This is a genomic window from Azohydromonas caseinilytica (genome assembly GCF_012927045.1).
Lineage (GTDB): Bacteria > Pseudomonadota > Gammaproteobacteria > Burkholderiales > Burkholderiaceae_C > Azohydromonas > Azohydromonas caseinilytica.
In genome coordinates, this window is the sequence record NZ_JABBFW010000018.1 from 69,518 (window position 1) to 93,785 (window position 24,268).

Sequence of the window (24,268 nt, forward strand, 5' to 3'; positions counted from 1 at the left end):
CTTGCAGCAGATGACCTTGCCAAAGATCATTTCCGAAGCCAGCGCCAAGATCACGAGTTGATCTCCTTCCTTCCCCAGGGCTACTGATTGCTTGCAGCGATCTCGATGTTCTGGATGCCCCTGGCTCGCAGCGAATACCCCTGCCAGCCCTGCGCCCGGACCGAGTTCATCCGCCGCCTGTGCGTGCGCCTCGCACGCCACTTCAGTCAGACCCGGCCAGCCCCGACCAAGGGCCGCGCCGCAGAAAGCACTCCATCGATACATCCATTCGGGTAGGCAAGTACCTTGTCTCCCCTCTGACCCGAGCTCTCGGGCAGGACCGCTACGCCGCCTCCGTCTCCATTCGCAGCGGACGCGGCAGCGCTACCCACGACTGCGTCCTGCGCTTCACGCCGGAATTCGACTCCGGCGAAGCCGCGCTGCACTACGCCACCGCTCAAGGACTGGACTGGATCGGCCGCACCGCTGCCGACCAAGCCCCGGCATGCCCTGCCCCCGTTTCCCATCTCTCGCATACTTCGGAGTGACCCCATGGCCAAGGAAGAACTGATCGAAATGCAGGGCGTGGTCGGCGAGCTCCTCCCGGACTCGCGCTTTCGCGTGAAGCTGGAAAACGGCCATGAGTTGGTGGCCTACACCGCCGGGCGCATGAAGAAGCACCACATCCGCATCCTGGCCGGCGACAACGTCTCGCTGGAGCTCTCGCCCTACGACCTCAGCAAGGGGCGCATCACGTTCCGGCATCTGGAGCGGCGGGGGCCTTCTGCGTCGGCCCAACAGCGCAGGCGTTGATGACCCCGCGCACCGCAATACCTCACGACTTCGGCTTCCTTGGCAGGAAGCTGGTCCAACGCACCAGCCTGAGCTGGAGCATTCCCACTTTTCCCACCACCGTCACGACAAGGAACGACGACATGACCACCGAAACCGGCACCGTCAAATGGTTCAACGAAACCAAGGGCTTTGGCTTCATCACGCCTGACAACGGCGGCAAGGACCTGTTTGCCCACGTCAGCGAAATCCAGGGCAGCGGCTTCAAGACCCTGGCCGAAAACCAGCGCGTGGAATTCCAGGTCACGCAAGGCAAGAAGGGGCCTCAGGCTTCCACCATCCGGGCGCTGTAATTCAGCACCGGCGTCCCCCAATCCGCTTCGACAAGGTTGACAACATGACTACCCAGACCGGCACCGTCAAATGGTTTGACGAACCCAAGGGCTTCGGTTTCATCAAGCCCGACAACGGTGGCAGCGACTTGTTTGCCCACTTCAGCGAGATCACGGGCGGTGGCTTCAAGACGCTTGCCGAAAACCAGCGCGTGGAGTTCGAAATCACGCAGGGCAGGAAGGGGCCGCAGGCTTCCAGCATTCGGCCGTTGTGATCAGCATGGATGCGTCACGCTGTGCCTCTGGGCGCTGCGACGCCTCCCCGGACTTGCATCCCGGCAAAGGCACGCGATGACGAAGAAACCTGAGGAAGCGGCGACATCGGTGGTCCAGGACGACGGCCTGCGCTACAAGCGCAAGTCGCAGGGATCGCCCTACAGTGCAGGAACCACCGCGGGCATGCATCTCGCAAGCATGTCCTGCTTCAAGTGCGGCATGCACCGTCCCCGCTCCGAACTGCAGTCCAAGCGGTTTTTGGGGAAGAACCAGCTGGTCTGCGCTGGTGGCTGCAAGGCGCGCTGACGCAGCAACGCGGCATTCTCATAGTCCTGTACGGCGCGCCGTCACCCGTTGCCCCGATGCCGTGCCGCAATGGGGCCCGGTGGGCTCACAGTCATGTTGGGCAGCCAGGCACCGGCTTGGCGGTTCCTGGCTGGCTCTCCTTACCGCGCGTCCTTGCTGATGCTGAACAGCGGCAACAGCTGGCCAATCCGTACCGGTGCGCCTTCGCTGTCGAGCTCGACGTAGCCAGACACTCCCAGCGACTGCTCGCTGCTGCTCACGGAAATCGACAGCATGGGATTTGACGGCCCAGGCTCATCCGTTTCGTCGGCGCTGCACACCACCATCGATTGCTGCGCCAGATACATGCTGACGGTGATGACCTCAACGCCTGCACCGGCAGCGGCCGTTGCGTCGGCGTCAAACTTGTCCTTGGCCTCCAGAACATCGTCTTTGGGTGGCTCGATATCGAGCAGGGGGCGTTCTGTACCGCGCTCCAACTCGGTGGCCTGAAAGGCAACCCAGCGGCCTGGAAAGTCGGAAAACCGGATGCCAGAGCTGCTGTAGCTGTTGGCGAAGCGGGTGAAGATGGCAGTCAGCGACTCGGGCAGCTGCAGCGGTTGGTTCATATGCATGTGCGTGTAATGTGCCATGCCACGGGCGTTTGGCAGGCAGCAGGGATTTCATGCGTTGATTAAATTGACAATGCAACCTTTTTACTGCGGCGTGTGTATGGTCAAGCACATCAGTCGCTGCCACCCATGCGAGTCGCGTGCGTCAAGCCATGCCGGGGCGCTGTCGGCACCGGTCGCGTTGCAGCGACCGTACCAAAAGTGACGTTGCTGGGCTTGCCTTCTGGCCCCCGCCCGCGCCAATCAATGCGTCTTGCGCGCCGTGATGCCCGGCAGTGGCCCCTCACGGAAATTCCATGTATTGAAGCGGCAGCTCCCTTTGGCACCTTCTTCAGGAAAGCACGCCCATGCCCATGCACCAGACTGCCTCGAAGCCGCCCGAGCCTATCCTGCTCACAGCGGCGCATCAGTACCTTTGACGGGCAACGGCCGCTGACCGGGGCCAGCGGCTTCTTCTTCGAGCGAGAGGACCGGCTGTTCCTGGTGACGAGCCGGCATGTGCTCATCGACGAGCCGAGCCAGCACTTTCCCGACCGTATCAAGATCGAGCTGCACACCGAGCTGGGCAACCTGACGCGCTCCACGGGGCTGTCCATGCTGCTGTACTGCGAGGGGAAAAGCGTGTGGCGCGACGGCACTGACACCGGCGGCGAGATCGACGTCGCGGTGATCGAGATCGACCGCGCCGCGCTGCCGCAGCCGTGCGTGCTGCAGGCCTTCACGCCGGCGCACCTGCCCGCGGCGCACGATGCCATCGAGGTGGGCGATGCGCTGCTGGTCGTGGGCTTCCCGCTGGGCTTCCACGACGGGCTGCATCACCTGCCGGTGGTGCGCCAGGCCGCCATCGCTTCTTCCTACGGGCTGCGCTTCCAGGGCAAGGGCTACTTCCTGACGGACGCCCGCACCCACCGCGGCACCAGCGGCGCGCCGGTGCTCATGCGCGATCCGTCGCCCACCGCAGCCACCCGTGCGCTGCCTGGAGACTGCTGGGCGTGCACTCGTCGCGCATGGACATCGCCAGCCGTGACCTGGTGCAGGACGAGGCGCTGGGGCTGAACTGCGCCTGGTATGCCGACATCCTGCTCACGCTCACCGGCCCACGCCCTGCCGCCTGAGATTCCTCAGCGGCCGGGCCCTGTAGCGGAGCCTCAGTGATCGCGCCGGTGCAACGCCTGCCGGGCACCGTCCGGCGCGTTGACCTGGAGCTCGTGCGCTTGCAGCACGTCAAGGCGCAGCTCGTCGTCGCTCACGTACAGCAAGGTGTAGCGCCACTCCAGCGGCAGCTGCAGCTGTTCGGCGTGGTGCTCGACGCTGTCCTTGAGGGTGTCGGCGGCAAACGGTGTCGTGTGGAAGAAGTTCAGCTGCCGCACCGGGTGGTCGTCCCCGTCCAGTACGGCCAGGATCGCGCACAGCAGGAAGGCGTTGCCGCGGCCGGCAGCACCCTTGGCGATCTTCTCGTCCGGGGCGCCGCTGGCCAGGGCCAGGCAGCGCCACGCCTGCGCTCGTACGCCCGTGGCGACGTCGCCCCGCACATGGCGGCTGGGTTCGACGACGACGGCATCGAGCGCAGGCAGCTCGCGCCGCGCACCGGACGGGACCGCACCCTCGTCCCATGACGCCGCCGCGGCCGGCGCAGAGAACGCCAGGGCACGGCATCCCGCATCGAAGCATTCCTGCAGCAGCGGGATGTAGTGGCCCATCAGCCAGTGCTGCCAGCGCAAGGCCAGCCGCTCGCCGGCCGTGTCCTGCCCTGCCGAGGTCTCGCGCACGGCCGCGCCCAGCTCGTCCACCGTCGCGAATCCCAGCAGCACCTCGCCGCCGGGCTGGACCGCCACCGGGACATGGCGCCGCCACCCGAACTGCGTCGCCTGCTCGTCGGCCGCCTGGGCCCGCATCGCCTGCAGCGCCCGGACCAGTTCCTCGCCCGGCTCGCAGGCGTCGAGCTCGTGCTTGTCCCGCAGCGCCAGCTCGAACAGCCTGCCCTCGTACCCCGGCTTGTGGAAGTCGAGCGCGGTGGCGGGCTCATCCGGCTCGGCCGCGGCCGCCAGGTTGCTGCGCGGCAGCGCCACCAGGTGCAGCCCACGGATGTCGGCGCCCTCGACGCCAAGCGCGCGGGCCAGCGCCGCGTCGAGCTTCTTGCTGCGGGGCTGGTACGCGGCATCGGCGAACACGCCGGCGAAGGGGTCAGCCTCGGGTCCCTGATGTTCAAAGTGCGCGCGAAAGAACGGCAGGCACAGCGACTGGGCATCCGCCTCGTCGTAAAGCCCCGTGGCGAATGCCGCCATGTCGTCGGACCGGTCGGTGGCATGAAAACAGTCCGTCAGTGTCAGGCACGGCGTGCGGATCTCGTCCGGGCGCGGCGCGGCGGGCAGCGCCCACCCCAGGTACGCCGCGATCTCCTGCAATTCCGACTGGACGTCCACGTCGGTGAGGAAGGTGTGGGCGCCCATCAGCCCGTCGGCCAACGCCAGGACATGGCCTGCCCGCGACAGGGCTTCGCGCTGCGCCCGGTCCGGATACAGCGTTTCCACGAACGCCCGGCCCAGCGTGGCGGCTTGCCTGCGGCTCAACAACACTGGCACGGCGATGGGGCGTCGCAGCTCGACCACGAGCCCCCACGGTTCAACCCGCGGCGCGCTGGCCTGCCGGCCGAGCCCCACGGAGAGCACCGGGACCGTGGTGCGGGGGCGGCGGGCCTTGGGCGCGCGCTTGTCTTGCGGATCGTCAACCATCGTGAAACCAGCAGGTGCGGCGGGGGAAAGCTCGAATGTAGGGCTTGCCCCAGCGCTGCCGTCGCAGCACGGCCGCCACGGCCAGCGGTGCGCGCAGCCGCGCCGGCTCGGCGCGATCGCCGGGGACGTGGTGTTTTCCCTGGAATCGGAGCATCATGCTGCATTGCAGCAAAACCGGCAGACGGGGATACCGATGTGCTTGTACGAAACGTCGCTGGAGAAAGCCCTGTGCCGCCTCCTTGAGGCCGCGCCGCGATAGCCCGGGACAGGCATGGCCAAACACGAAACGCTGCTGGAGATGGCCCAGCGCCACGTCGCCGAAACCAAGACGCGCGTGGACCGTCAGGCAGCGCTGGTGGCCCAGTTGATCCGGCAAGGCCGCGATACCGTGGAGGCCCAGGCACTGCTAGCGTCCTTGGAAAGCACGTTGCATGTCATGTGCGAGGTGCTGACTCGCCAACAGGCGCGCGAAGCGAGGCAGCGCCTGCGACCGCTGCGCCGCCGGTGAAGGTCAAGACCCTCAAGCACAGTTTGCCTTCAGCGCTTGAACAGCGTCGTCCAGCCACCGGAAGCAGGCTTCAGGGCTTGATGCTCGTAGCCCGCACGCCAGGCGTCGTAACGCACGGCCCATTCCTGCATCGTCTCGCCCGTGGCAGCGGGCATGTTCTGCAACAGCAGCATCGGATTTGACGCGGCGGCATCGCCGCGTGTCGCCGCTTTGGCGCCCTGTCGTTCTAACTCGGCTCGCTCGCCCGGCTTCATGGCGCCGCTCCTGCAGCCACACGGCCTGGAACCTCGCGGCGTACCGCTCCATATCCGGGACGCCGGGCGTGGACAAGGACTCCATGGGAATCAAGTTGCATGGTCAAGGAATACTCCCGCCGTTCGCGACCATTCCTCATCGGGAAGAAGTCGGTGCGCCACTTCTACCACTTCGCAGGCTCCCTCCCGCAGGCAAGGCGAGATGAGCAGGTCAGCAAGATGCCCAGGAAGACGGCTGCCTGGGCGCTGCCGGCTGTGCTGGCTGGCGCCCGTGCGCCCAACACACCTCTCGTGACTGCCGCGGCGGTGGTGGCGCGCCCTCAAGCCGCCTGGCGCGACGCCCTGGGCAGCACGACCGTGAATACCGTGCGGCCGTCGGCCGAGTCCACGCTCACCGTGCCGCCGTGGGCCTGTGCCACCTGCCGCACGATGAACAGGCCCAGTCCCATGCTGGTGCGCTCGGCCTTGGCGTTGCCCTCTGCGGCCCGGCGCAGCGGCTCGAACAGGAGCTCGATGGTTTCGCGCGGGATCGTGGGGCCCTCGTTCTCCACGGACAGGTGGACGTCGGTCTCGCTGCCACGCAGCCTCACCGCCACCGGGCTGGCCGCATGGCCGTAGCGGGCGGCGTTCGTGACCAGGTTGCCGACAACTTGCCTGATGCGCGACGCATCCCAGGTGCCCTGCGTCGCGCCGTCCACCGCGTACTCGATGCGGCAGGCGGGCAGCGCGGCTCTTTGCACCTCCACCTCCTCCTGACACACCGCGGCCAGGTCACAAGGCGCCGGCGACACAGGCAGCCCCAGGTCCAGGGAAGTGCGGCTGTAGTCGAGCAGGTCGTCGAGCAACTCCTTCATACGCTCGCCGCTGCGGATCAGCCGCGCGGTGGGCTCGCTCACCGGCGTGCCGTCGCCGAGCTTGGAGATGAGCTGCGATGTCAGCAAGATGGCGTTGAGCGGGCCGCGCAGGTCATGGCCCAGCACCCCCAGGAACACGTTGCGCCAGCGGTCCACCTCCTTGGAGAAGAAATCGACCGACTCCGCGACGGCTTGGTCGATGGCCTCGTTGAAGCGACCGATGTCCTCCACGGCCTCCCGCCCCGGTGGCACGGCGTCGAACCACAGGCGCAGCACGCTCGCGCGCAGCGCGCGGTACTCGGCCACCATCTGCTGCATCGAGAATCCGCTGGCGGCGCGCAGCACGGCATGCGTCTGCGCGGCTGTCCTGCCCTGGAGAGGCAGGCCGCTGGCCTGTCCCTTGGACTTGGCCGCCTGCTCCTGGCGGCTTTGCGGCGTCCTGAGATCCTCGGCAACGGCCTGCAGGATCTGCTCGGCGTGATCGCGCAGCGTGCTTGGGCTGGCGAGCGAGGCGCACTTTGTGAACTCCCATCGCGTGCTCAGCCGTGCGCTCCTCGCGCGGGCACTTCGTCAAGGTCGGTGGGCTGCGCTGGCTGTGCGTGATGCTGCCGGCGCCTGTGCCGTGGGCGCAGCGGGTGTGGGCGCTGCCCGTGCTCACCGCACTGGCACCCTCCGAGCGCTACGAGCGCGAGTGCGGGCGCTGCCACAAGTCGCTTACCGAACGCGCACGCGGCCTGCTGCGCCAGATCGTGCGCTGGCTGCACGAGCGCGAGTTGGTCCTCGTGGGCCCACGCCAGCTTCTCGGCGCTGCGGCTGCTGTGCGCGCTGGCGCCGCGCATGACGTGCATCCCGCGGCTGCGCTGGATGCGCGGCTGTACGCCGCAGCAGCGCCCATGACGCCGGGCCAGCGTGGGCGTGCAGCCAAGAAGAGGCTGCGCCTGGCGGCCCTGGCGCAAGTGCTGCATGACCCGCTCAGGTGCTGGCAGCGCGTGCTGGCGCCGCAGTGGTACGGCATGACGGTGCGCACGGTGGACATCGCCTCGGGCTGCGCCGTGTAGACCCAAGACGGGCAGCCGTGCTGCCCCTGCGCTGGGCGCGCATCCGCAACCCGCTCGGGCGCTTCGATGCGCAGGTGCTGTTTTCGACCACGGTGGAGCTCATGGGCCTGATGGCCGTAGGGCTGCGCCCGTCGCTGCACGCGGCGGCGCCGGCTGCCGGTGCGGCGCTGCCGGTGTCGATCACGGCGCTGTACGACAAGGTCAACGGCACCGAGCCGGCCCTGGTGCGCGCGCTCGTGGCCGGCAGCGCCCGGCGCCTGGCGCCGGTGATGGCGGTGCTGCAGCGCGGCAAGCCGGCATTGGCCCCGGGCTGGCGTGTGCGCATCCTCGACGGCAGCCACTTGGCGGGCAGCGAGCGGCGCATCAAGCCGCTGCGCGGCTACCGCGGTGCGGCCCTGCCGGGGCAGTCGCTGGTGTGGTGTTCGACCCCGATACGGCCTTGCTCAGCGACATGGTGCCCGCGCAGGACGCGCAGGTGCAGGAGCACTTGCTCGTGCAGCCGCTGCTGCAGCAGGCGCAGCGCGGCGAGTTGTGGATCGCCGACTGCAACTTCAGCACCCGCGCGATCCTGGGCGGCTCGGTCGCACAAGGGGCGTGCTTCATCGTGCGCGAGCACGGCGCGCCAACCCGCACCCCACGCCGTGCGGCCCGCTGCGCCCGTGTGGGCGCATCGACACGGGGATGGTGTCGGAGCAGCCCGTGGTGATGCCCCCGCCCAAGGGCGGCAGCGGTGAGCCGCAGCCGCTGCGGCGCATAGAGCTGGCGCTGGACGTACCCACCGAGGACGGCGACACGGTGGTGCGGCTGCTGACCAACCTGGCGCCCGAGGCCATGGACGCGTGCACGATCGCACGGCTGTAGCGGCGGCGCTGGGCCATTGAACAGCTGTTCCAACGCTTGGAGGCGGTGCTGCATAGCGAAGTCGCCAGCCTGGGGCAGCCGCGCGCGGCACTGCTGGCCTTTGGCGTGGCGGTACTGGCGTACAACGTGCTCGCGGTGCTGCAGCCGGCCATAGCCGCGTGCCATGTCGCCACAGCGCGTGTACTGGCCCGTGGACGCCTTGACTGATCAACGCACCTTGAAAGGGGTGATCCTGAAACCACAGGACCACTTGGAGTCACAAGTTTCAAACGATAACGGCCGCATTCATGCGCAGCAGCAAAAACCCTGACAGTCCAACATGACAATCAGCTCGATGCAAATAACCGAACCAACTCGGCGCCAGATTCGTTATCCAAAGAAGGAACTCCGGCATACCAACGCCGCCTGATACACACTCCGGGGAGGCGGTGTGCGTGGCCTGACTTGCAACGCCGTGCCATACAACGAGGATCAGGAGCCATCAGAAGCGGATCACATGGCAAAGGATTATTCACCACCGAAAAATAGCCCGCACCACTGCTATCGCATCCCATGATCAATACCGTGAGCAGCGAAATATTCGGATAGAAATACCTTGCCCGAGAAATACCAAAACCATGGGCTGCCCGACACCTATCTACCGAGCCATCTCACGCATGATCAAGAATGAAAAGATTACCCCTTCAGAAACAGCCCTGAGATTACTCCCGCCTGATTAGAGGAAACGCCATATTCATTTGGTTAGAACGACATTGAATATTCGCCACCGAGCTTCCGTCGGATCAGGAGTGGCGATCGCGAAAGTCGGGCCGGCTTGCTGCCGCGTTTCCTGATGGGACTCTGTCATTGCAGCCGGCCGCCTTGCCAATACAAAAGTCCCCAAAAAAACCCGATGCACGGCCGCGCAGGCCTGAATACGCTGCAGCAGTCCCTAGAACGGCCCCGACAGCGCCTTGAAACCGATCCAGGCCACGGCCATGACGGCGTTGCCCGGCACGCTCATCAATCCCGTGACATAGAACAGCGTGGACAGCAGCGGCGCGCTGAAGACGCTTTCCACCAGCACGCCCATCAGATAGAGCAGCAGGCCGCAGCACATCCAGCGCCGCATGTAGGTCGGCAGCCATCGCGCCTGACTGCGGTTGTGGCGCCAAGCCGCCGCGCGTTCCAGCGCGGTACCGGTGCTGGCATCACGGAACAGCCAGCCAAAGAAGAAATAGCGGTAGAGCAAGGTGCGCAATGCCATGGATCCCCCCTGGCCGTCGGCAGCACCCCATGCTTCCACGGTGAGCGGCGGCCTGCAAGCATCCGCCGGCAAGGCCCGTGCCAAAAAAAGCGCCCGCGGACGGCGGGCGCTCTTTCAGGCTCGAAAAGCCCAGGAGGCTCAGCGCACCACGGCGATCTGCTGGCGGTTGCCACCCTTGTAGGTGTACATGGTCAGCGCGCCGTTCTTGATGTCGCCCTTGTTGTCGAAGCTGATGGTGCCCGTCACGCCCTTGAAGCCCTCGGTCTTGGCCAGCACCGGCAGGTACTTGGCCGGCTCGGGCGAGCCCGCCTTGACCATGGCATCGGCCATCACCATCACCGCGTCGTACACGTAGGGCGCGTAGATCTGGACGTCGGCGTTGAACTTCTTCTTGAAGCGGGCCTTGAAGTCTTCCATGCCCGCTTTCTGTTCACCTTCGACACCACCCGCCTCGGCGCACACCACCTGCTCGTCGGCCATCGCGCCAGCGGCCAGCTTGGGCAGTTCGCCCGTGCAGATGCCGTCGCCGCCCATGAGCTTGGCGTTGATGCCCAACTGCTTCATCTGGCGCAGCATCGGTCCCGCCACGGCGTCCATGCCGCCGAAGAAGACGATGTCCGGCTTCTTGGCCTTGATGCTGGTCAGGATGGCGGTGAAGTCGGTGGCCTTGTCGTTGGTGAATTCACGACCGACGGTCTTGCCGCCAGCGGACTTGACGCCCTTCTCGAACTCGTCAGCCACGCCCTGGCCGTACGCGGTGCGGTCGTCAATGACGGCGATGGCCTTGCCCTTGAGCTGCGTCACCGCGTACTTGCCCAGCGTGCCGCCCAGGTGCTCGTCGTTGGCCACCACGCGGAAGGCCGTCTTGAAGCCCTGGCGCGTGTACTTGGGGTTGGTAGCCGAGGGGCTGATCTGCGGAATGCCGGCGTCGCTGTAGATCTTGGAGGCCGGAATGGTGGTGCCCGAGTTCAGGTGGCCCACCACGCCATTGACCTTGCTGTCCACCAGCTTCTGCGCTGCGGCCGTGCCCTGCTTCGGGTCGGCAGCGTCGTCCTCGGCGAGCAGTTCGAAGCGGGCCTTCTTGCCGCCGATCGTCACGCCCTTGGCATTGAGTTCGTCCACGGCCAGACGGGCACCCATCTCATTGTCCTTGCCCAGGTGGGCGATCGGACCGCTGGTCGGGGCCACGTGGCCGATCTTGACCACCACCTCCTGGGCGCTGGCACCACCGGCCAGCAGCACCGCGGCAGCGGCAAGAACGGCGTTGAACTGGAATCGCATTCGGTACCTCCGGGTTGAAGAGAAGAAACTGGTAACAGTTTCAGCAAAAAGAACGATAACGCAAATAAGCGGGATACCGGTTGACGAAAACGCAATCCGTTCTTATGCGTAAATGTCCGGATTGCAGTAGGTCAATGTCCGTTTTGCGCGTGGTGCGTGATGCGCAGACCTTGCGTCTCGTAAGCACGCCAGCGCTGGCGCGCGGCCATGCGGTCCTCCTCGTCCAGCCCCACCACTTCGATGAGGCGCTCGAAGCGCTCGAAGCCCGGCACCACGGCGGGCCCCAGGTTCAGCAACACGCCCTGCTGCGGCGGCTCGGCCCCGGGCTCGATGAGCCAGATCGGCGTGCGCCACAGCGCCGGCGGCACGGCCTCGCCCGCCTTGAGCCGCCGGTGCGGGATGAAGGACTGGACGTCAAAGAGCCACAGAGCTTGGTCCAGGCGCGCCAGCACATCGGCGCTGCCCGCCACGACCATGCGCACCTGCTGCCGGTAACCCTTGCGCAGCAAGCGGCAGCAGTAGCCGATCTTGTCTCCCACGCCGGTATGGAAGGCCACTTCCGACAACGTCATCGCTTTGCTCTGCCCTGCCGCGTCGGCACGCCCCGCGACCCGGCGCACGGGAGCCATGCCGAGGATTTCTGAATTCAACGTGCGTGCGCCAGCACGAAATGCGTCAGCAGCGGCACCGGACGTCCCGTCGCGCCCTTAGCCGCACCCCCCTTCCAGGCGGTGCCGGCGATGTCCAGATGCGCCCAGCGGTAGGCCTTGGTGAAGCGCTTGAGGAACATGGCGGCCGTGATGGCGCCGCCACCGCGCGGACCGACGTTGGCCATGTCGGCGAAGTTGCTCTTGAGCGCCTCGTCGTACTCCTCGTCCATCGGCATGCGCCAGGCGGGGTCGAGCGCGGCATCGCCAGCCTGCAGCAGCCGCGCGGCCAAGTCCTCATCAGGACAGAACAGCCCCGAGCGCTGAGCCCCCAGCGCGATCACGCAGGCACCGGTGAGCGTGGCGATGTCCACCACCGCCGCGGGCTTGAAACGCTCGGCGTAGGTGAGCGCGTCGCACAGCACCAGCCGCCCCTCGGCATCGGTATTGAGCACCTCGATGGTCTGGCCCGACATCGAGCGCAGCACGTCGCCGGGCTTGTTGGCACGGCCGCCGGGCAGGTTCTCGCAGGCGGCAATGAGGCCCACCACATTGACCTTGGGCGCGAGCTCGCCCAGGGCGCGGAAGGTGCCCAGCACGCTGGCGGCGCCGGACATGTCGTACTTCATCTCGTCCATCTCGGCCGCCGGCTTGATGGAGATGCCGCCGCTGTCGAAGGTGATGCCCTTGCCCACCAGCACCAGCGGCGCCGAGGTTCGCGGCGCGCCCTCGTAACGCAGCACGATGAAGCGCAGCGGCTCTTCCGAGCCCTTGGCCACGGCCACGAAGGCGCCCATGCCGAGCTTCTCGACTTCCTTGCGGCCCAGCACCTCGACCTTGAAGCCGTACTGCGCCGCCAGCGCCTGCGCCTGCTCGCCCAGGTAGGTCGGCGTGCAATGGTTGCCCGGCAAATTGGCGCATTCGCGTGCCAGGGTCACACCCGCAGCGATGGCCTGGCCCCGCACCAGCCCCTTCTTGACCACGTTGCCCGCCGTCTTGTCGCACACCAGCGACACTTTCTGCAGCTTGGAACCTTCGGGCGCGCTGGGCTTGGTCTGTCTGTAGAGATAAGTCGCCTCGGCAACGACCGTGGCCAGCGCCTCGGCGTGGCGCTCGTCGATGAGGGCGGCACCCTCTTGAGGCGCCTTGGCGGCCAGCGCCACGGCCGCGTGGCGCACGCCCAGCGGCTTGAGCGCCGACAGCGCCGCGGCCAGCGCGGCCTTGAAAGCCTTGGGCGACGCATCGGCTGCCGCCGCCAGCACCAGGCGCGGCGCCTTCAGGCCCACGGGCCGGTGCAGGTACAAAGTGCGGGCCGGCTTCAGCTCGAAATCGCCCGCCTTCAAGCTCTCCGACAACAGGGCCGCCAGCGGCGACTCCAGTGTCGGCGCCTCGCTGCCGGCCACCACCAGCACCAGCGCATCGGCGGCTACACCGGCCAACCCGGTCGTGCCGGGAACGAGGGAACGCAAGTCCATAATGACGCCAAGTTCGTTGATCGCCTGATGTTATTCCATACCACCGTGCGCCGAGAGCTGGCGCGCAGCTTCGGCGCCACGCTGGTCGTCATCCTGACCATCGTGCTGACGATGATGCTGATCCGCACCCTGGGCCTAGCCGCGGGGGGTTCGGTGGCACCGCAGGACGTGGTGCTGCTGCTGGGCTACACGGCGCTGGGTCACCTGCCCACCATGCTGGCGCTGTCGCTGTTCATCGCCGTGGTGGCCACGCTGGGGCGCATGTACCGCGACAGCGAGATGGCCATCTGGTTCGCCAGCGGCGTGGGCCTGTCGCGCTTCGTGCGCCCGGTGCTGCAGATGAGCTGGCCGGTGCTGCTGGTGATCGGCCTGCTGGTGCTGCTGGTGTGGCCCTGGGGCAACCGCATGAGCGCGGAGCTGCGCGAGCGCTACCAGCAGCGCAGCGACCTTTCGCGCGTCGCGCCCGGGGTGTTCCAGGTGTCGCGCGACGGCAACCGGGTCTTCTTCGTTGAACGTGACGGCGACAACGACAGCTCGCGCGCGCGCAACGTCTTCGTGCTGTCCAACGAGCCGGAGCGGGAGTCCGTGGTGTCCGCGCACGGCGGCCACATCGAGAACACCGAGCAGCACCGCGTGCTGGTGCTGGAGGACGGCCAGCGCAACGACACCGACCGCAGCACCGGCGAGCTCACGCTCTCGCGCTTCGAGACCTACCGGCTGGTGGTGGATGAGCACCAGGCGCGCACCGCCCAGGAACGCTCGCCCAAGACCCTCCCCACCCTGGAACTGATGCGGGAGCCCGGCCCGCGCATGCTGGCCGAGCTGGCCTGGCGCTTCGGGCTGTTGCTGGGTGCGGCCAACCTGCTGCTGCTGGGCATCGGCCTGTCGGCCACCAACCCGCGCCGCGCCAGTAACTGGAACCTGCTGTTCGCGCTTCTGGGCTTCGTTGTGTACTACAACCTCATCAATCTCACCCAGGCCTGGGTCAGCAGCGGGCGTCTGGGCCTGGCCGGCGCGCTGCTGGGCCTGCACGGCGCGGCGCTGGTGCTGGCACTGACGCTGCTGCGCTGGCGTGAGCAAGGCGCGGCGGCACGGCAGCTGCGACTGTTCGGGGGGCGGGCATGAAGACGGTACGGCGGCTGCTGTACCGCGACATCGCCAGTGCGGTGTTCTTCGTGGCGCTGGCGTTCCTGTCGCTGTTCTTCTTCATCGATTTCGTCGATGAGCTCGAAGACGTGGGACGGCGCGGCTACACGCTGCCCATGGCGCTGCTGTCGAGCCTGCTGGAGGTGCCGGGCCATCTCTACGAGCTCATGCCCATTGCGGTGCTCATCGGCACCATCTACTCGATGGCGCGCATGGCGCAGTCCAGCGAATACACCATCCTGCGCACCGGCGGGCTGGGGCCCGGGCGGGCGCTGTCGCTGCTGGCCGTGCTGGGCGTGGTCTTCGCCGTGATCACCTTCGTGGTCGGCGACTTCGTGGTGCCGGCCAGCGAGCGCGAGGCGGTGCGCATCAAGACATTGGCCTCCGGTGGACGCGACCTCGGCAGCACCGGCGCCTGGCTGCGCGAACGGCACAGCACCCCGCAGGGCGTGCGCCAGGTGTCGCTCAACGTGCAACGCCTGGCACCCGACGGCACGCTCGAAAACGTGCGCATCTTCGAGTTCGACGAGCAGGGCCGGCTGCTGGAGCGCATCGCCGCGGCCCGCGCGCGCATCGACGACGCGCAGGTCTGGACGCTGCAGGACGCACAGCGCACCGCCTGGCCCGCGGCCGACGCAGCGCAAGCGCCCACGCAGGTCCAGGTGCAACGACTCGACCAGCTGCGCTGGCAGAGCAGCCTTGGCGCCGACGTGGTGGCCGCCGCGGTGCTGCCCATCGACACCATGAGCACGTTGGAGCTGTGGCGCTACGCGGCCCACCTCTCCAACCAGGAGCAGGCGGCGCAGCGCCATGCCATCCGCTTCTGGCGCAAGGCGGTCTATCCCTTCGCCTGCTTGGTGATGGTGGCGCTGGCCCTGCCCTTTGCCTATCTGCACGCGCGCGCCGGCGGACTGAGCTACAAGGTCTTCGGCGGCATCATGCTGGGCATCAGCTTCGTGCTGCTCAACAACGTCGCCGGCCACCTGGGGCTGCTGCGCGAGTGGACGCCCTGGCTGACCGCCGCGGCGCCCAGCATTTTCTACCTGCTGCTGTCGCTGGCAGCCTTCACCTGGCTGGTACGGTACCGATGAACGACGCCCACTCCCGCGGCCTGCTGCTGTTCGCGCATGGCGCGCGCGACCCCGACTGGGCCCGGCCTTTCGAGGCCGTTGCGCAATCCGTGCGCGCGCAACGTCCCGGCACGCCGGTGGCGCTGGCCTACCTGGAGTTCATGCAGCCCGACATGGCCCAGGCCACAGCGGCCCTGGTGGCCGCGGGCTGCAGGCGCGTGGAGGTGCTGCCGCTGTTCCTCGGCGCCGGCGGCCATGTGCGCAAGGACCTGCCGCAACTGCTCGATGGGCTGCGTGCCACGCACCCGGGCGTGCACTTCGAGCTGCACCCGGCCGTGGGCGAGCTGCCCACGGTGGTGCAGGCCATGGCCGGCGCGGCGCTGAGCCTGCTGGCGACCAAGGAGGCGAATCAGCCGTGAACCTGCACCAGTTCCGCTTCGTCCAGGAGGCCGTTCGTCGCGGCCTCAACCTCACCGAGACCGCCAAGGCGCTGCATACCTCGCAGCCCGGCATCAGCAAGGCCATCCTGGAGCTGGAGGAGGAGCTGGGGGTGGACATCTTTGCCCGCCACGGCAAGCGGCTCAAGCGCATCACGGAGCCCGGGCACCAGGTGCTGCAGTCGGTGGACATCATCCTGCGCGAGGTCGGCAATCTCAAACGCATCGGCGAGGAGTTCGGCAAGCAGGACACGGGACGGCTGTCCATCGCCACCACGCACACCCAGGCCCGCTATGTGTTGCCCGAGCCGGTGGCGCTGCTGCGCAAGCGCCATCCCAAGGTCAGCGTCAGCCTGCACCAGGGCACGCCCGAGCAGGTGGCGCAGATGCTGCTGGATGACAGCGCCGACATCGGACTGGCCACGGAGTCGCTGTCCGAGTACGGCGACCTGGTGACGCTGCCCTGCTACGAGTGGCAGCACGTCATCGTGGTGCCCACCGGGCACCCGCTGGCCGGTGTGGAGCGCCCGACGCTGGAGCAGCTCGCGCGCGAGCCGCTGGTGTCCTACCAGCCCGCCTTCACCGGGCGCAAGCGCATCGACCAGGCCTTCGCCCAGCGCCGGCTGCAGCCCGAGATCGTGCTGGAGGCCATCGACTCCGACGTCATCAAGACCTACGTGCGGCTGGGCCTGGGCGTGGGCATCCTGGCGGAGATGGCGGTGCGTGACGATCCGCCGGGCAGTGACCTGGTGGCGCGCCCGGCGGGCTACCTCTTCGGCATGAACGTCTCGCGCGTGGCCTTCAAGCGTGGTGCTTACCTGCGCAACTTCGTCTACACCTTCGCCGAGCTGCTGTCGGACCGGCTCACGCGCAGCCTCATCACGCGCGCCATGGCCGGCAGTAGCGAGGATTACGACCTCTGAGCGCCCCGGCGCTACCGAGCGGAAGCCTTCCCATGCAGACACCCACCGTTCCCGTGGCGCCGCGTACGCCGGCGCTGCGCAGCCGGCTACCGCAGGTCGGCACCACCGTTTTCACCGTGATGTCGGCGCTGGCCCAGCAGCATGACGCCGTCAACCTCGGCCAGGGCTTCCCGGACTTCGACGGCGACGTGCGGCTAATCGACGCTGTCAACGACGCCATGCGTGCCGGGCTCAACCAGTACCCGCCCATGGCCGGCGTGCCGGCATTGCGCGCGGCCATCGCGGCCAAGGTCGAGGCGCTGTACGGCCACCGCTACGACGCGGACACCGAAGTCACCGTGACCGCCGGGGCCACGCAGGCCATCCTCACTGCCGTCCTGTGCTGCGTGCACCCGGGCGACGAGGTGATCGTGCTGGAGCCCTGCTACGACAGTTACGGCCCCAACATCGAGCTTGCCGGCGGGACCGTGGTGCGCGTGCCGTTGACGCCGGGCAGTTTCCGGCCCGATCTGGCGCGCATCGCGGCGGCCATCACGCCGCGCACGCGGCTGCTGATCATCAACACGCCGCACAACCCCGGCGCCAGCGTCTGGACGCGCCAGGAGATGCAGCAGCTGGCCGAGCTGCTGCGCCCCACCGACGTGCTGCTGCTCAGCGACGAGGTGTACGAGCACATGGTCTACGACGGCCGCCCGCATGTGAGCGCCGCCAGCGTGCCCGAGCTCGCGGCCCGCGCCTTCATCGTCTCCAGCTTCGGCAAGACCTACCACGTCACGGGCTGGAAGGTGGGCTATGTGGCCGCGCCGGCGCCGCTGAGCGCCGAGTTCCGCAAGGTGCACCAGTTCAATGTCTTCACGGTCAACACGCCGATGCAGCATGGCCTGGCGCGCTACATGGCCGACCCGGCGCCGTACCTGGAGCTGGGCGCGTTCTACCAGCGCAAGCGCGACCTCTTCCGACAGGGCCTGCAGGCCACGCGGCTGAGCCCGCTGCCCAGCGAAGGCAGCTACTTCCAGTGTGTGGACTACTCGGCCCTGAGCGACCTGCCCGAGGCCGAGTTCTGCCGCTTCCTCACCGCGGAGATCGGCGTGGCGGCCATCCCGTTGTCGGCTTTCTACGCCGAGGGCTTCGAGCAGCGCGTGGTGCGCTTTTGCTTCGCCAAGAAGGACGAGACGCTGCAGCTGGCGCTGCAACGGCTGGCACGGCTGTAGGCCAAAAACAACAACGCCGCGGCGGGCGCGGCGTTTCCTGACTCTGGAGCGGGCTGCAGCACCTTCAAGGCGCGGGCTGCAGGGCGATGCCCGGCGACAGCGCAAAGGCCGGTGCGGCCTTGACGTCGTCCTGGGACAGCGGCAGCGGCAGGTCGATCTCGCCGGCGAGGTCCTGGCAGTGGCGCTCGTGGGCCACGCGGTACAGCAGCAGCATGTCCTCGCAAGCCGCCAGCGACGGCAGCGATTGCGGCTGCAGCAGCAGCTTGGCCAGGGCCTGCAGCGCGTCCACCGGCGCCTCCCAGGACTGCTGCAGCGCGTACAGCAAGGCGGGTTCGGCTTCGAGCCCGCCATGCGGCAGCGCCTCCCAGGCCGGCAAGGTACAGCCGAAACGCACCGCCACCTGCCGCGCCAGCTTGTCGAAGAGCGTGCGCTGGCCGGTGCGCTGGTAGAGCGCCAGCAGCTTGAGCAGCAGCCACGGCGTGCGCGGCCCCGCCTCCAGCCGCGACTGCAGCAGCTCGACGGCCTTGTCGTCCTGGCCCAGCGCGCACAGCAGTGCAACCTGCTGCGACAGCGCGATCTGCTCGCTCACCGGCAGCACCGCCGACGCCGGTGCCATCGCGGGCGGGTGGGTTGGCGAGTCCTGCGGCGCCGGCTCGTTGAAGACGACCGCCGCGGTGTTGGGCGCTTCGTCGCGCGGCGCTTCGGCTTCCAGGTCCAGCGGCGCGGAGGTGTCCCACCAGGCATCGCGCCGGCGCTGGCTCAACGCCTGGACACGCCAGGCCAAGCCGACTGCAACGGCCGCCAGTCCCACCAGCACGCCCAGCAGCCAGGGCATGGCATGGGAGGCGACCTCGAGCTCGGCCTGCCGGCGGCGCCCTTGCTCCAGGGCTTCCTGATCGCGCTGCGACTGTTGCTGCAGCTGTTCCACTCTCTCCTCCAGCACGCGCAGCTGCTGCTGGAGCTTGTCCATGGGAGCCGGCATTGCGGCCACGCGCTTGGATTCGCTGGGAATGTCAGCGTCGGGTGCGGCGCTGGACAAAGGCGCCGCGGCTACACAGGCAGCGGCGGCAAGGCTGGAGAACAGCAATTTTCGGGACATCCCTCCCTCCGGGCATACCGATATAGCCGGGGCACTCTAGCACGCGCCCCCCGGCCCCGGTGGGGTGCCTGCGTCGCCAGTCGGCCTTCAGCGCGCAGGGGCGTCGGGCCCGTCCACGGAATGCGGCCACAACGACGACGCGGGATCGTCCTGGCTGGGTGTGCTCCACTGCGCCGCCACGCGCTGCGCCTCGCGGCGCGCGACCTCGAACAGCTTGAGCAGCTCGGCAATGGGTTGCGGATCGGGCCGGGCCATGGCCATGCGCAGCGTCAGCCGCTCGCGCTGCACGATCAGCAGCAGCGGCGCGTCGTCCGAGTTCCGGGCCGCGGCATGCTCGACCAGCGCCGTCCCCAGCGCGCCGCCCACCCAGCCCGCCAGCGCCGGCAGCGGCTGGCCCACCGCGCCGAAATGGCCGCGCAGCGCCTGCATCTCCGCCGCGGGCAGCTTGGGATGCAGCACGAGCCAGCGCATCTCGTCAGGCGTGGCCAGGTCGATGCGCGTCTGCAGCCCCTGCGTGTACTGCTCGAACACCTGCTTCTCCAGCAGGTCGAGCAGGCTGCGCTTGAGCACCAGCAATTGCAGCCCGGAGGCGCCGCGCAACGGGGCACGCAGCCGCAGTTCCTGGCCCTGGATATAGCGCCGCTGCGACGGTCCCCATTCCAGCCGCCAGGTGGCGTCATGCGCCTCGACGATGAAGCCGTCGGCGTCGCGGCTGCGCTTGAAGTGGTGGCCTTGCGCATGGGCCCACTCGGCCAGCGCGCGCTCGCCCGGCAAGCCGGCGCGGCGAGAGAACCAGTGCTTGAAGGCGTCGAGCATGAGGGCTGGCGCACAATGAGGCGCCCGTGTGACGCGAGGAGACAGCGAAGATGATCGAAGTGTATTCGTGGCCCACGCCCAACGGCCACAAGGTCCACATCATGCTGGAAGAGTGCGGGCTGCCCTACCGCGCCCACCCGGTGGACATCGGCGCGGGCGAGCAGTTCAGCCCCGAATTCCTGGCGATCAGCCCCAACAACAAGATCCCCGCCCTCGTCGATCCCGGCGGCCCGGACGGGAAGCCGATCTCGCTGTTCGAGTCCGGCGCGATCCTGCTCTACCTCGCCGGCAAGACCGGCAAGTTCCTGCCCGCGGACACGCGCGGCAAGTACGAGGCGCTGCAGTGGCTGATGTTCCAGATGGGCGGCGTGGGCCCGATGCTGGGCCAGGCGCACCACTTCCGCATCTACGCGCCCGAGAAGATCGAGTACGCCATCGAGCGCTACACCAACGAGGCCAAGCGCCTGTACGGCGTGATGGACCGCCAGATCGCCCGCCACCGCTACATCGCCGGCGACGAGTACACCATCGCCGACATCGCCATCTTTCCCTGGCTGCGCTCCTGGAAGAACCAGGGCATCGACTGGAACGACCATCCGCACCTCAAGGGCTGGTTCGACGAGATCGCCGCCCGCCCCGCGGTGCAGCGCGGCGTGGAGGTACTGGCCGACCGGCGCAAGCCGCAGATGGACGACAAGGCCCGCGAAACGCTGTTCGGCGCCACGCAGTACGCCAAGCGCTGACGGGTCCGGTGGGCCGGCCCTCGCCACTGCTTACAATTGACCTGTTTCGTCCGACTTCCAACCTGAAGCAGCCGCTCCAGCACAGGGGTCGAATCTCCGGCGAAGCGCTCCATCCGTCCGTAGCACAACCGGATAGTGCACCGGCCTTCTAAGCCGGGGGTTGCAGGTTCGAGTCCTGCCGGACGGGCCACTCGGCGCAGTGATCAATGGCTCGGCCCTTGCCCCACAGCAGCGCGCGCTCGCGATGATCCCGTCCCAGGATCTGAGACGCAGCGTGTTCCGGTCCACTCCTCAGCTGCCAGGGTTGCGATGATCCAACCGCATCGCCCCCTGCCCCTCGCCGATGCCCTCTGCCACTGACGCTGCCCCCGACGCGCCTTCCGGCGCGCTCGCGCCCTTGCGCATTCCCGTGTTCCGCATGCTGTGGAGCGCATGGCTCACGGCCAACCTGTGCCTGTGGATGAACGACGTGGCGGCCGCCTGGGTGATGACCACGCTCAGCACCGACCCGGCGCTGGTGGCGCTGGTGCAGACCGCCTCCACGCTGCCGGTGTTCCTGCTGGGATTGCCCAGCGGCGCGCTGGCCGACATCGTCAACCGCCGGCGCTGGTTCATGTTCACGCAGCTCTGGGTCGCGGCCGTGGGCGTGGTGCTGGCCGCGGTGTCGATGGCCGGGCTGCTGACGGCGCCGCTGCTGCTGGCGCTGGTGTTCGTCAACGGCATCGGGCTGGCCATGCGCTGGCCGGTGTTCGCGGCCATCGTGCCGGAGCTGGTGGGCAAGCGCGAGCTCAGCGCGGCCCTGGCGCTCAACGGCGTGGCGATGAACGCCTCGCGCATCGCCGGGCCGATCGCCGCGGGCGCCATCATCGCCAGCCTGGGCAGCGCCTGGGTCTTCGCGCTCAACGCGGTGCTGTCGGTCATGGCGAGCTACCTGGTGTGGCGCTGGCGCTACGAGCCGCGCCACTCCGCCCTGCCCGGCGAGCGCTTCGTCGGTGCCATGCGCGTGGGCGTGCAGCATGTGCGCGAGTCGCCCGGCATGCGCATCGTGCTGCTGCGCGTGTTCGTGTTCTTCCTGCAGGCCACGGCGCTGATCGCGCTGCTGCCCATCGAGGCGCAGCGGCTGCAGGGGGGCGGCGCGGGCACCTTCACGCTGCTGCTGGCCTGCATGGGCGCCGGGGCCATCGCCGCGGCGCTGGCGCTGCCGCAGCTGCGTGCGCGCTGGGACCGCGACCAGCTGGTCGAGTACGGCACGCTGATCAACGCCGCCGCCATGACCGGCGTGGCGCTCTCGCCCAACGTCTGGACCGCCGCGCCGCTGATGGTGCTGGGCGGCGCGGCGTGGATCTCGGTGGCCAACTCGCTGACCATCACCGCGCAGCTGACGCTGCCCAACTGGGTGCGCGCGCGCGGCATGTCGATCTACCAGATGGCGCTGATGGCGGGCAACGCCGTGGGCGCCGCCCTGTGGGGCCAGATCGCCAGCCTCACCGACGTGCGCACCAGCTTGCTGGCCGCCGCGGCCACGGCGGTGCTGCTGGTGCTGCTGCTGCGCCGGCACCGCCTGGAGGCCGTGCCCACCGAGGACCACACGCCGCAGCCGGTGAAGATCGACCCGCCGCCGGCCTTCGAGATCGCGCCCGAGGCCGGCCCGGTGATGGTGACCATCGAGTACTTCGTGGACGAGGCCGACGCCGCCGAGTTCGCCGCCGTGATGCGCGACAGCCGCCGCGCGCGGCTGCGCCAGGGTGCGCTGAGCTGGGGCCTGCTGCACGACAGCACCGACCCGCGCCGTCACCTGGAGTACTTCGTGGACGAGTCCTGGGTCGAGCACCAGCGCCGCATCGACCGCATCACCGCCTCTGACATGCAGCTGCGCCAGCGCCGCCTGGCCTTTCACAAGGGCAGCGAGCCCCCGCGCGTGCGGCGCTACGTGGGCGAGACGCTGCCGGATTGAAAAATGCCGTTCGGGCTGAGCTTGTCGAAGGGCTCAGGGCGAACGGGATATCCGCTCAGGCGACGGTGGTCTCGTCGCTGCGCGAGTCGCCGTGGTTGTCCACCCAGCGCACCAGCACGCGCTCGCCCTGGGCGCCGCGAAAACGCAGCTGCAGGAAGGGATCGCGCGACACGCCCGGCCCCAGCCGCGCCTGCAGCACCGGGCGGCCGCCGCATTCGATGTCCACGCGCTCGATGTGATGCAGCGGGATCAATGCGCCCGAGGCGTCGTGGCGCAGGCCGTTCTCCATGGGATGGCTCATCAGCAGCCGCAGCTCGACCACGCCGTCCTTTGCCACCGCGCGCATGCGGCTGGGCTGTCCCATCGGTTCGTTCTCCGCTTCAGGCCACGCAGCCGCCCTGGATGACGCGCACCTCGCGCCGCGCCAGGAACAGCCCGTCCTGCGCGCGCACCAGCGCGTGCACGGTGGAGCTTTCGGCCATCTTCAGCCGCGTGGCGACGAAAGGTTCGGTGCCCGGCGCCAGCGCGAACACGGCCGTGAGCGGGATGGGGTTGTGCTCCACCAGCAGCGCCACCTGCGACACCCCGGGCAGCGTGCTGCTGACGGTGAAGGGCACCAGGGCGCCGTTCTCCGCCACGTCCGGGCCGTCCAGCCGCAGCCGCGGGTCCGCCGCCGCGCCCTCGCCATCCAGTGCGCGCCAGGCGCTGGCGAAATCGCGGCTGTCGAATGCCGCGGCCCACGCGTCGAGCTGGGCCTGCGCCTGGGCTTCAGGCAGCACGCCAGCCAGCACGAACAGGCCCAGCGTGCGCGCGCCGGCGCGCAGCGCGCGGCGCCGCGACGGGGCCATCACACCTTTGGGGGAAGCCAGATCCATGCGGCAGCCCAAAAAAATTGCCTTGGAAACTCTTTGAAAGTTTGCCAAGGCATTGATGTGCAAAGTGAAAATGGTCGGGGTGAGATGATTCGAACATCCGACCCACTGCTCCCAAAGCAGTTGCGCTACCAGGCTGCGCTACACCCCGAAGAGGGATATTGTAGCCGCCTTGCGCGCCCTCTTCGCCTGCGGCAGACCCGGGTTCACTGCGGCGGCTGCGACAGCACCAGCGTGCCGTCGGCGTCGGCGACGATCCAGTCGCCCGGGCGCACCGGCACGCCCTGGATCGTCACCGGCACGTCGCGCTGGCCCTCGTTGCGCTTTTCAGTGGGCAGCGGCATGGAGGCCAGCGCGCGGATGCCGATGGCGTAGGTCGCCAGCTCGGCCACGTCGCGCACGCAGCCGTCGATCACCACGCCGGCCCAGCCGTTCCTCTCGGCCGCGCGGCCAAGGTTGCCGCCCAGCAGCGCGCGGCGCAGCGAGCCGCCGCCGTCCACCACCAGCACCCGGCCCTGCCCCGGGCTGTCCACGGCCGCCTTCACCAGCGAGTTGTCCTCGAAGCACTTCACGGTGACGGCCTCTCCGCTGAACGCCGTGCGGGCGCCGAAGTCGCGGAACACCGGCGGCAGCACGCGCAGCGCGTCGCCGGCCTGGCCCTTGCGCTCGTCGCACAAATCGCAGGTGTTGAAGGTCTTTTCGGGGCTGTTCACGGGTCTTCCTCCAGGAGGTTATTTCGGCGCGCGGCAGCCTAGCACGGGGCTCTGACGCCCCCATTTCGGCCC

General features: G+C 68.4%; 30 protein-coding genes and 2 tRNA genes. 18 read left to right on the top strand and 14 right to left on the bottom strand.

What is annotated here, in order from left to right:
- Nucleotides 1-531: 531 nt before the first annotated feature.
- The 4 genes from infA to HHL10_RS20970 all read left to right on the top strand — a co-directional run bounded on the left by infA (nt 532) and on the right by HHL10_RS20970 (nt 1,685).
- A complete protein-coding gene (gene infA, locus HHL10_RS20955) occupies nt 532-792 on the top strand; it encodes a translation initiation factor IF-1 (protein WP_169162344.1) in 261 nt (86 codons plus the stop codon).
- A gap of 122 nt (nt 793-914) precedes the next feature.
- Nucleotides 915-1,124 carry a transcription antiterminator/RNA stability regulator CspE gene (gene cspE / locus HHL10_RS20960; protein ID WP_169162390.1) on the top strand — a complete coding sequence of 70 codons (210 nt, stop codon included), beginning with the start codon at nt 915-917 and terminating at the stop codon, nt 1,122-1,124.
- 44 nt (nt 1,125-1,168) lie between these two features.
- Complete coding sequence (locus HHL10_RS20965) at nt 1,169-1,378, top strand: cold-shock protein (RefSeq protein ID WP_169162345.1); 210 nt, start codon at nt 1,169-1,171, stop codon at nt 1,376-1,378.
- 76 nt (nt 1,379-1,454) lie between these two features.
- Nucleotides 1,455-1,685 carry a hypothetical protein gene (locus HHL10_RS20970; protein ID WP_169162346.1) on the top strand — a complete coding sequence of 77 codons (231 nt, stop codon included), beginning with the start codon at nt 1,455-1,457 and terminating at the stop codon, nt 1,683-1,685.
- Nucleotides 1,686-1,825: 140 nt separating this feature from the next.
- On the opposite strand, the gene HHL10_RS20975 is transcribed toward HHL10_RS20970, so the two are convergent.
- Nucleotides 1,826-2,293 carry a hypothetical protein gene (locus HHL10_RS20975; protein WP_169162347.1) on the bottom strand — a complete coding sequence of 156 codons (468 nt, stop codon included), beginning with the start codon at nt 2,291-2,293 and terminating at the stop codon, nt 1,826-1,828.
- Nucleotides 2,294-2,779: 486 nt separating this feature from the next.
- Between HHL10_RS20975 and HHL10_RS20980 the strand changes: the two genes are divergently transcribed.
- Complete coding sequence (locus tag HHL10_RS20980; RefSeq protein ID WP_375138970.1) at nt 2,780-3,352, top strand: trypsin-like peptidase domain-containing protein; 573 nt, start codon at nt 2,780-2,782, stop codon at nt 3,350-3,352.
- Between the two features lie 92 nt (nt 3,353-3,444).
- On the opposite strand, the gene HHL10_RS20985 is transcribed toward HHL10_RS20980, so the two are convergent.
- Complete coding sequence (locus HHL10_RS20985) at nt 3,445-5,028, bottom strand: hypothetical protein (protein ID WP_169162348.1); 1,584 nt, start codon at nt 5,026-5,028, stop codon at nt 3,445-3,447.
- Nucleotides 5,029-5,299: 271 nt separating this feature from the next.
- On the opposite strand from HHL10_RS20985, the gene HHL10_RS20990 reads away from it, so the two are divergent.
- Nucleotides 5,300-5,536, top strand: a complete 237-nt coding sequence (locus HHL10_RS20990) for a hypothetical protein (protein WP_169162349.1) — start codon at nt 5,300-5,302, stop codon at nt 5,534-5,536.
- A gap of 29 nt (nt 5,537-5,565) precedes the next feature.
- Here HHL10_RS20990 and HHL10_RS20995 read toward each other — a convergent pair whose 3' ends face one another.
- The gene (locus HHL10_RS20995; protein WP_169162350.1) at nt 5,566-5,790 is read right to left on the bottom strand and encodes a CrpP-related protein; all 225 of its coding nucleotides are present in this window, start codon (nt 5,788-5,790) and stop codon (nt 5,566-5,568) included.
- 320 nt (nt 5,791-6,110) lie between these two features.
- On the bottom strand, nt 6,111-6,989 hold the full coding sequence (locus tag HHL10_RS21000; protein WP_169162351.1) for a sensor histidine kinase: 879 nt from the start codon (nt 6,987-6,989) through the stop codon (nt 6,111-6,113).
- Nucleotides 6,990-7,189: 200 nt separating this feature from the next.
- Between HHL10_RS21000 and HHL10_RS21005 the strand changes: the two genes are divergently transcribed.
- The 4 genes from HHL10_RS21005 (at nt 7,190) to HHL10_RS21020 (ending at nt 8,770) form a co-directional block, all read left to right on the top strand.
- Nucleotides 7,190-7,702 (top strand): hypothetical protein, encoded by a 513-nt coding sequence (locus HHL10_RS21005; protein WP_169162352.1) that lies wholly within the window; start codon nt 7,190-7,192, stop codon nt 7,700-7,702.
- Nucleotides 7,703-8,120: 418 nt separating this feature from the next.
- The gene (locus HHL10_RS21010; protein WP_169162353.1) at nt 8,121-8,408 is read left to right on the top strand and encodes a hypothetical protein; all 288 of its coding nucleotides are present in this window, start codon (nt 8,121-8,123) and stop codon (nt 8,406-8,408) included.
- Complete coding sequence (locus HHL10_RS21015; protein ID WP_169162354.1) at nt 8,408-8,563, top strand: hypothetical protein; 156 nt, start codon at nt 8,408-8,410, stop codon at nt 8,561-8,563. The genes HHL10_RS21010 and HHL10_RS21015 overlap by 1 nt, the downstream gene beginning before the upstream one ends.
- Nucleotides 8,564-8,599: 36 nt before the next feature.
- A complete protein-coding gene (locus tag HHL10_RS21020; protein WP_169162355.1) occupies nt 8,600-8,770 on the top strand; it encodes a hypothetical protein in 171 nt (56 codons plus the stop codon).
- 724 nt (nt 8,771-9,494) lie between these two features.
- On the opposite strand, the gene HHL10_RS21025 is transcribed toward HHL10_RS21020, so the two are convergent.
- From HHL10_RS21025 to HHL10_RS21040, 4 genes are all read right to left on the bottom strand, one after another.
- Nucleotides 9,495-9,809 (bottom strand): hypothetical protein, encoded by a 315-nt coding sequence (locus HHL10_RS21025; RefSeq protein WP_169162356.1) that lies wholly within the window; start codon nt 9,807-9,809, stop codon nt 9,495-9,497.
- A 138-nt stretch (nt 9,810-9,947) separates the two neighbouring features.
- Nucleotides 9,948-11,090 (bottom strand): branched-chain amino acid ABC transporter substrate-binding protein, encoded by a 1,143-nt coding sequence (locus HHL10_RS21030; protein WP_169162357.1) that lies wholly within the window; start codon nt 11,088-11,090, stop codon nt 9,948-9,950.
- Nucleotides 11,091-11,221: 131 nt separating this feature from the next.
- Nucleotides 11,222-11,662 (bottom strand): DNA polymerase III subunit chi, encoded by a 441-nt coding sequence (locus HHL10_RS21035; RefSeq protein WP_235971687.1) that lies wholly within the window; start codon nt 11,660-11,662, stop codon nt 11,222-11,224.
- A 74-nt stretch (nt 11,663-11,736) separates the two neighbouring features.
- Nucleotides 11,737-13,212 (bottom strand): leucyl aminopeptidase, encoded by a 1,476-nt coding sequence (locus tag HHL10_RS21040; protein WP_169162358.1) that lies wholly within the window; start codon nt 13,210-13,212, stop codon nt 11,737-11,739.
- Nucleotides 13,213-13,239: 27 nt separating this feature from the next.
- Between HHL10_RS21040 and lptF the strand changes: the two genes are divergently transcribed.
- From lptF to HHL10_RS21065, 5 genes are read left to right on the top strand one after another with little or no spacing between them, the layout of a single operon-like run.
- Nucleotides 13,240-14,337, top strand: coding sequence for an LPS export ABC transporter permease LptF (gene lptF, locus HHL10_RS21045; RefSeq protein ID WP_169162359.1), 1,098 nt, complete (start codon nt 13,240-13,242; stop codon nt 14,335-14,337).
- Nucleotides 14,334-15,449, top strand: coding sequence for an LPS export ABC transporter permease LptG (lptG, locus tag HHL10_RS21050; protein WP_169162360.1), 1,116 nt, complete (start codon nt 14,334-14,336; stop codon nt 15,447-15,449). Before lptF ends, lptG begins: the two co-directional genes overlap by 4 nt.
- Nucleotides 15,446-15,847, top strand: coding sequence for a sirohydrochlorin chelatase (locus tag HHL10_RS21055; protein ID WP_169162361.1), 402 nt, complete (start codon nt 15,446-15,448; stop codon nt 15,845-15,847). Before lptG ends, HHL10_RS21055 begins: the two co-directional genes overlap by 4 nt.
- Nucleotides 15,844-16,788: a CysB family HTH-type transcriptional regulator gene (locus HHL10_RS21060; RefSeq protein WP_169162362.1), complete on the top strand. Its 945-nt coding sequence runs from the start codon at nt 15,844-15,846 to the stop codon at nt 16,786-16,788. The genes HHL10_RS21055 and HHL10_RS21060 overlap by 4 nt, the downstream gene beginning before the upstream one ends.
- A 32-nt stretch (nt 16,789-16,820) precedes the next feature.
- Nucleotides 16,821-17,999 carry a pyridoxal phosphate-dependent aminotransferase gene (locus HHL10_RS21065; RefSeq protein WP_169162363.1) on the top strand — a complete coding sequence of 393 codons (1,179 nt, stop codon included), beginning with the start codon at nt 16,821-16,823 and terminating at the stop codon, nt 17,997-17,999.
- 64 nt (nt 18,000-18,063) lie between these two features.
- Here HHL10_RS21065 and HHL10_RS21070 read toward each other — a convergent pair whose 3' ends face one another.
- Both HHL10_RS21070 and HHL10_RS21075 read right to left on the bottom strand, forming a co-directional pair.
- Nucleotides 18,064-18,969, bottom strand: coding sequence for a hypothetical protein (locus HHL10_RS21070; protein WP_169162364.1), 906 nt, complete (start codon nt 18,967-18,969; stop codon nt 18,064-18,066).
- A 216-nt stretch (nt 18,970-19,185) separates the two neighbouring features.
- Nucleotides 19,186-19,914, bottom strand: coding sequence for a hypothetical protein (locus tag HHL10_RS21075; protein WP_169162365.1), 729 nt, complete (start codon nt 19,912-19,914; stop codon nt 19,186-19,188).
- Between the two features lie 50 nt (nt 19,915-19,964).
- On the opposite strand from HHL10_RS21075, the gene HHL10_RS21080 reads away from it, so the two are divergent.
- The 3 genes from HHL10_RS21080 (at nt 19,965) to HHL10_RS21090 (ending at nt 22,611) form a co-directional block, all read left to right on the top strand.
- On the top strand, nt 19,965-20,657 hold the full coding sequence (locus HHL10_RS21080) for a glutathione S-transferase N-terminal domain-containing protein (RefSeq protein ID WP_169162366.1): 693 nt from the start codon (nt 19,965-19,967) through the stop codon (nt 20,655-20,657).
- Between the two features lie 113 nt (nt 20,658-20,770).
- A tRNA-Arg gene (locus HHL10_RS21085) sits at nt 20,771-20,847 on the top strand.
- A gap of 153 nt (nt 20,848-21,000) precedes the next feature.
- Entirely contained in the window at nt 21,001-22,611 is a 1,611-nt protein-coding gene (locus HHL10_RS21090) for an MFS transporter (protein WP_169162367.1), read from the top strand.
- 55 nt (nt 22,612-22,666) lie between these two features.
- On the opposite strand, the gene soxZ is transcribed toward HHL10_RS21090, so the two are convergent.
- The 4 genes from soxZ to rraA all read right to left on the bottom strand — a co-directional run bounded on the left by soxZ (nt 22,667) and on the right by rraA (nt 24,196).
- Nucleotides 22,667-22,975, bottom strand: coding sequence for a thiosulfate oxidation carrier complex protein SoxZ (soxZ, locus tag HHL10_RS21095; protein ID WP_169162368.1), 309 nt, complete (start codon nt 22,973-22,975; stop codon nt 22,667-22,669).
- 16 nt (nt 22,976-22,991) lie between these two features.
- The gene (locus HHL10_RS21100) at nt 22,992-23,486 is read right to left on the bottom strand and encodes a thiosulfate oxidation carrier protein SoxY (protein WP_235971688.1); all 495 of its coding nucleotides are present in this window, start codon (nt 23,484-23,486) and stop codon (nt 22,992-22,994) included.
- 71 nt (nt 23,487-23,557) lie between these two features.
- Nucleotides 23,558-23,634, bottom strand: a tRNA-Pro gene (locus HHL10_RS21105).
- Nucleotides 23,635-23,689: 55 nt separating this feature from the next.
- Nucleotides 23,690-24,196 carry a ribonuclease E activity regulator RraA gene (gene rraA, locus HHL10_RS21110; RefSeq protein WP_169162369.1) on the bottom strand — a complete coding sequence of 169 codons (507 nt, stop codon included), beginning with the start codon at nt 24,194-24,196 and terminating at the stop codon, nt 23,690-23,692.
- Nucleotides 24,197-24,268 lie beyond the last annotated feature (72 nt).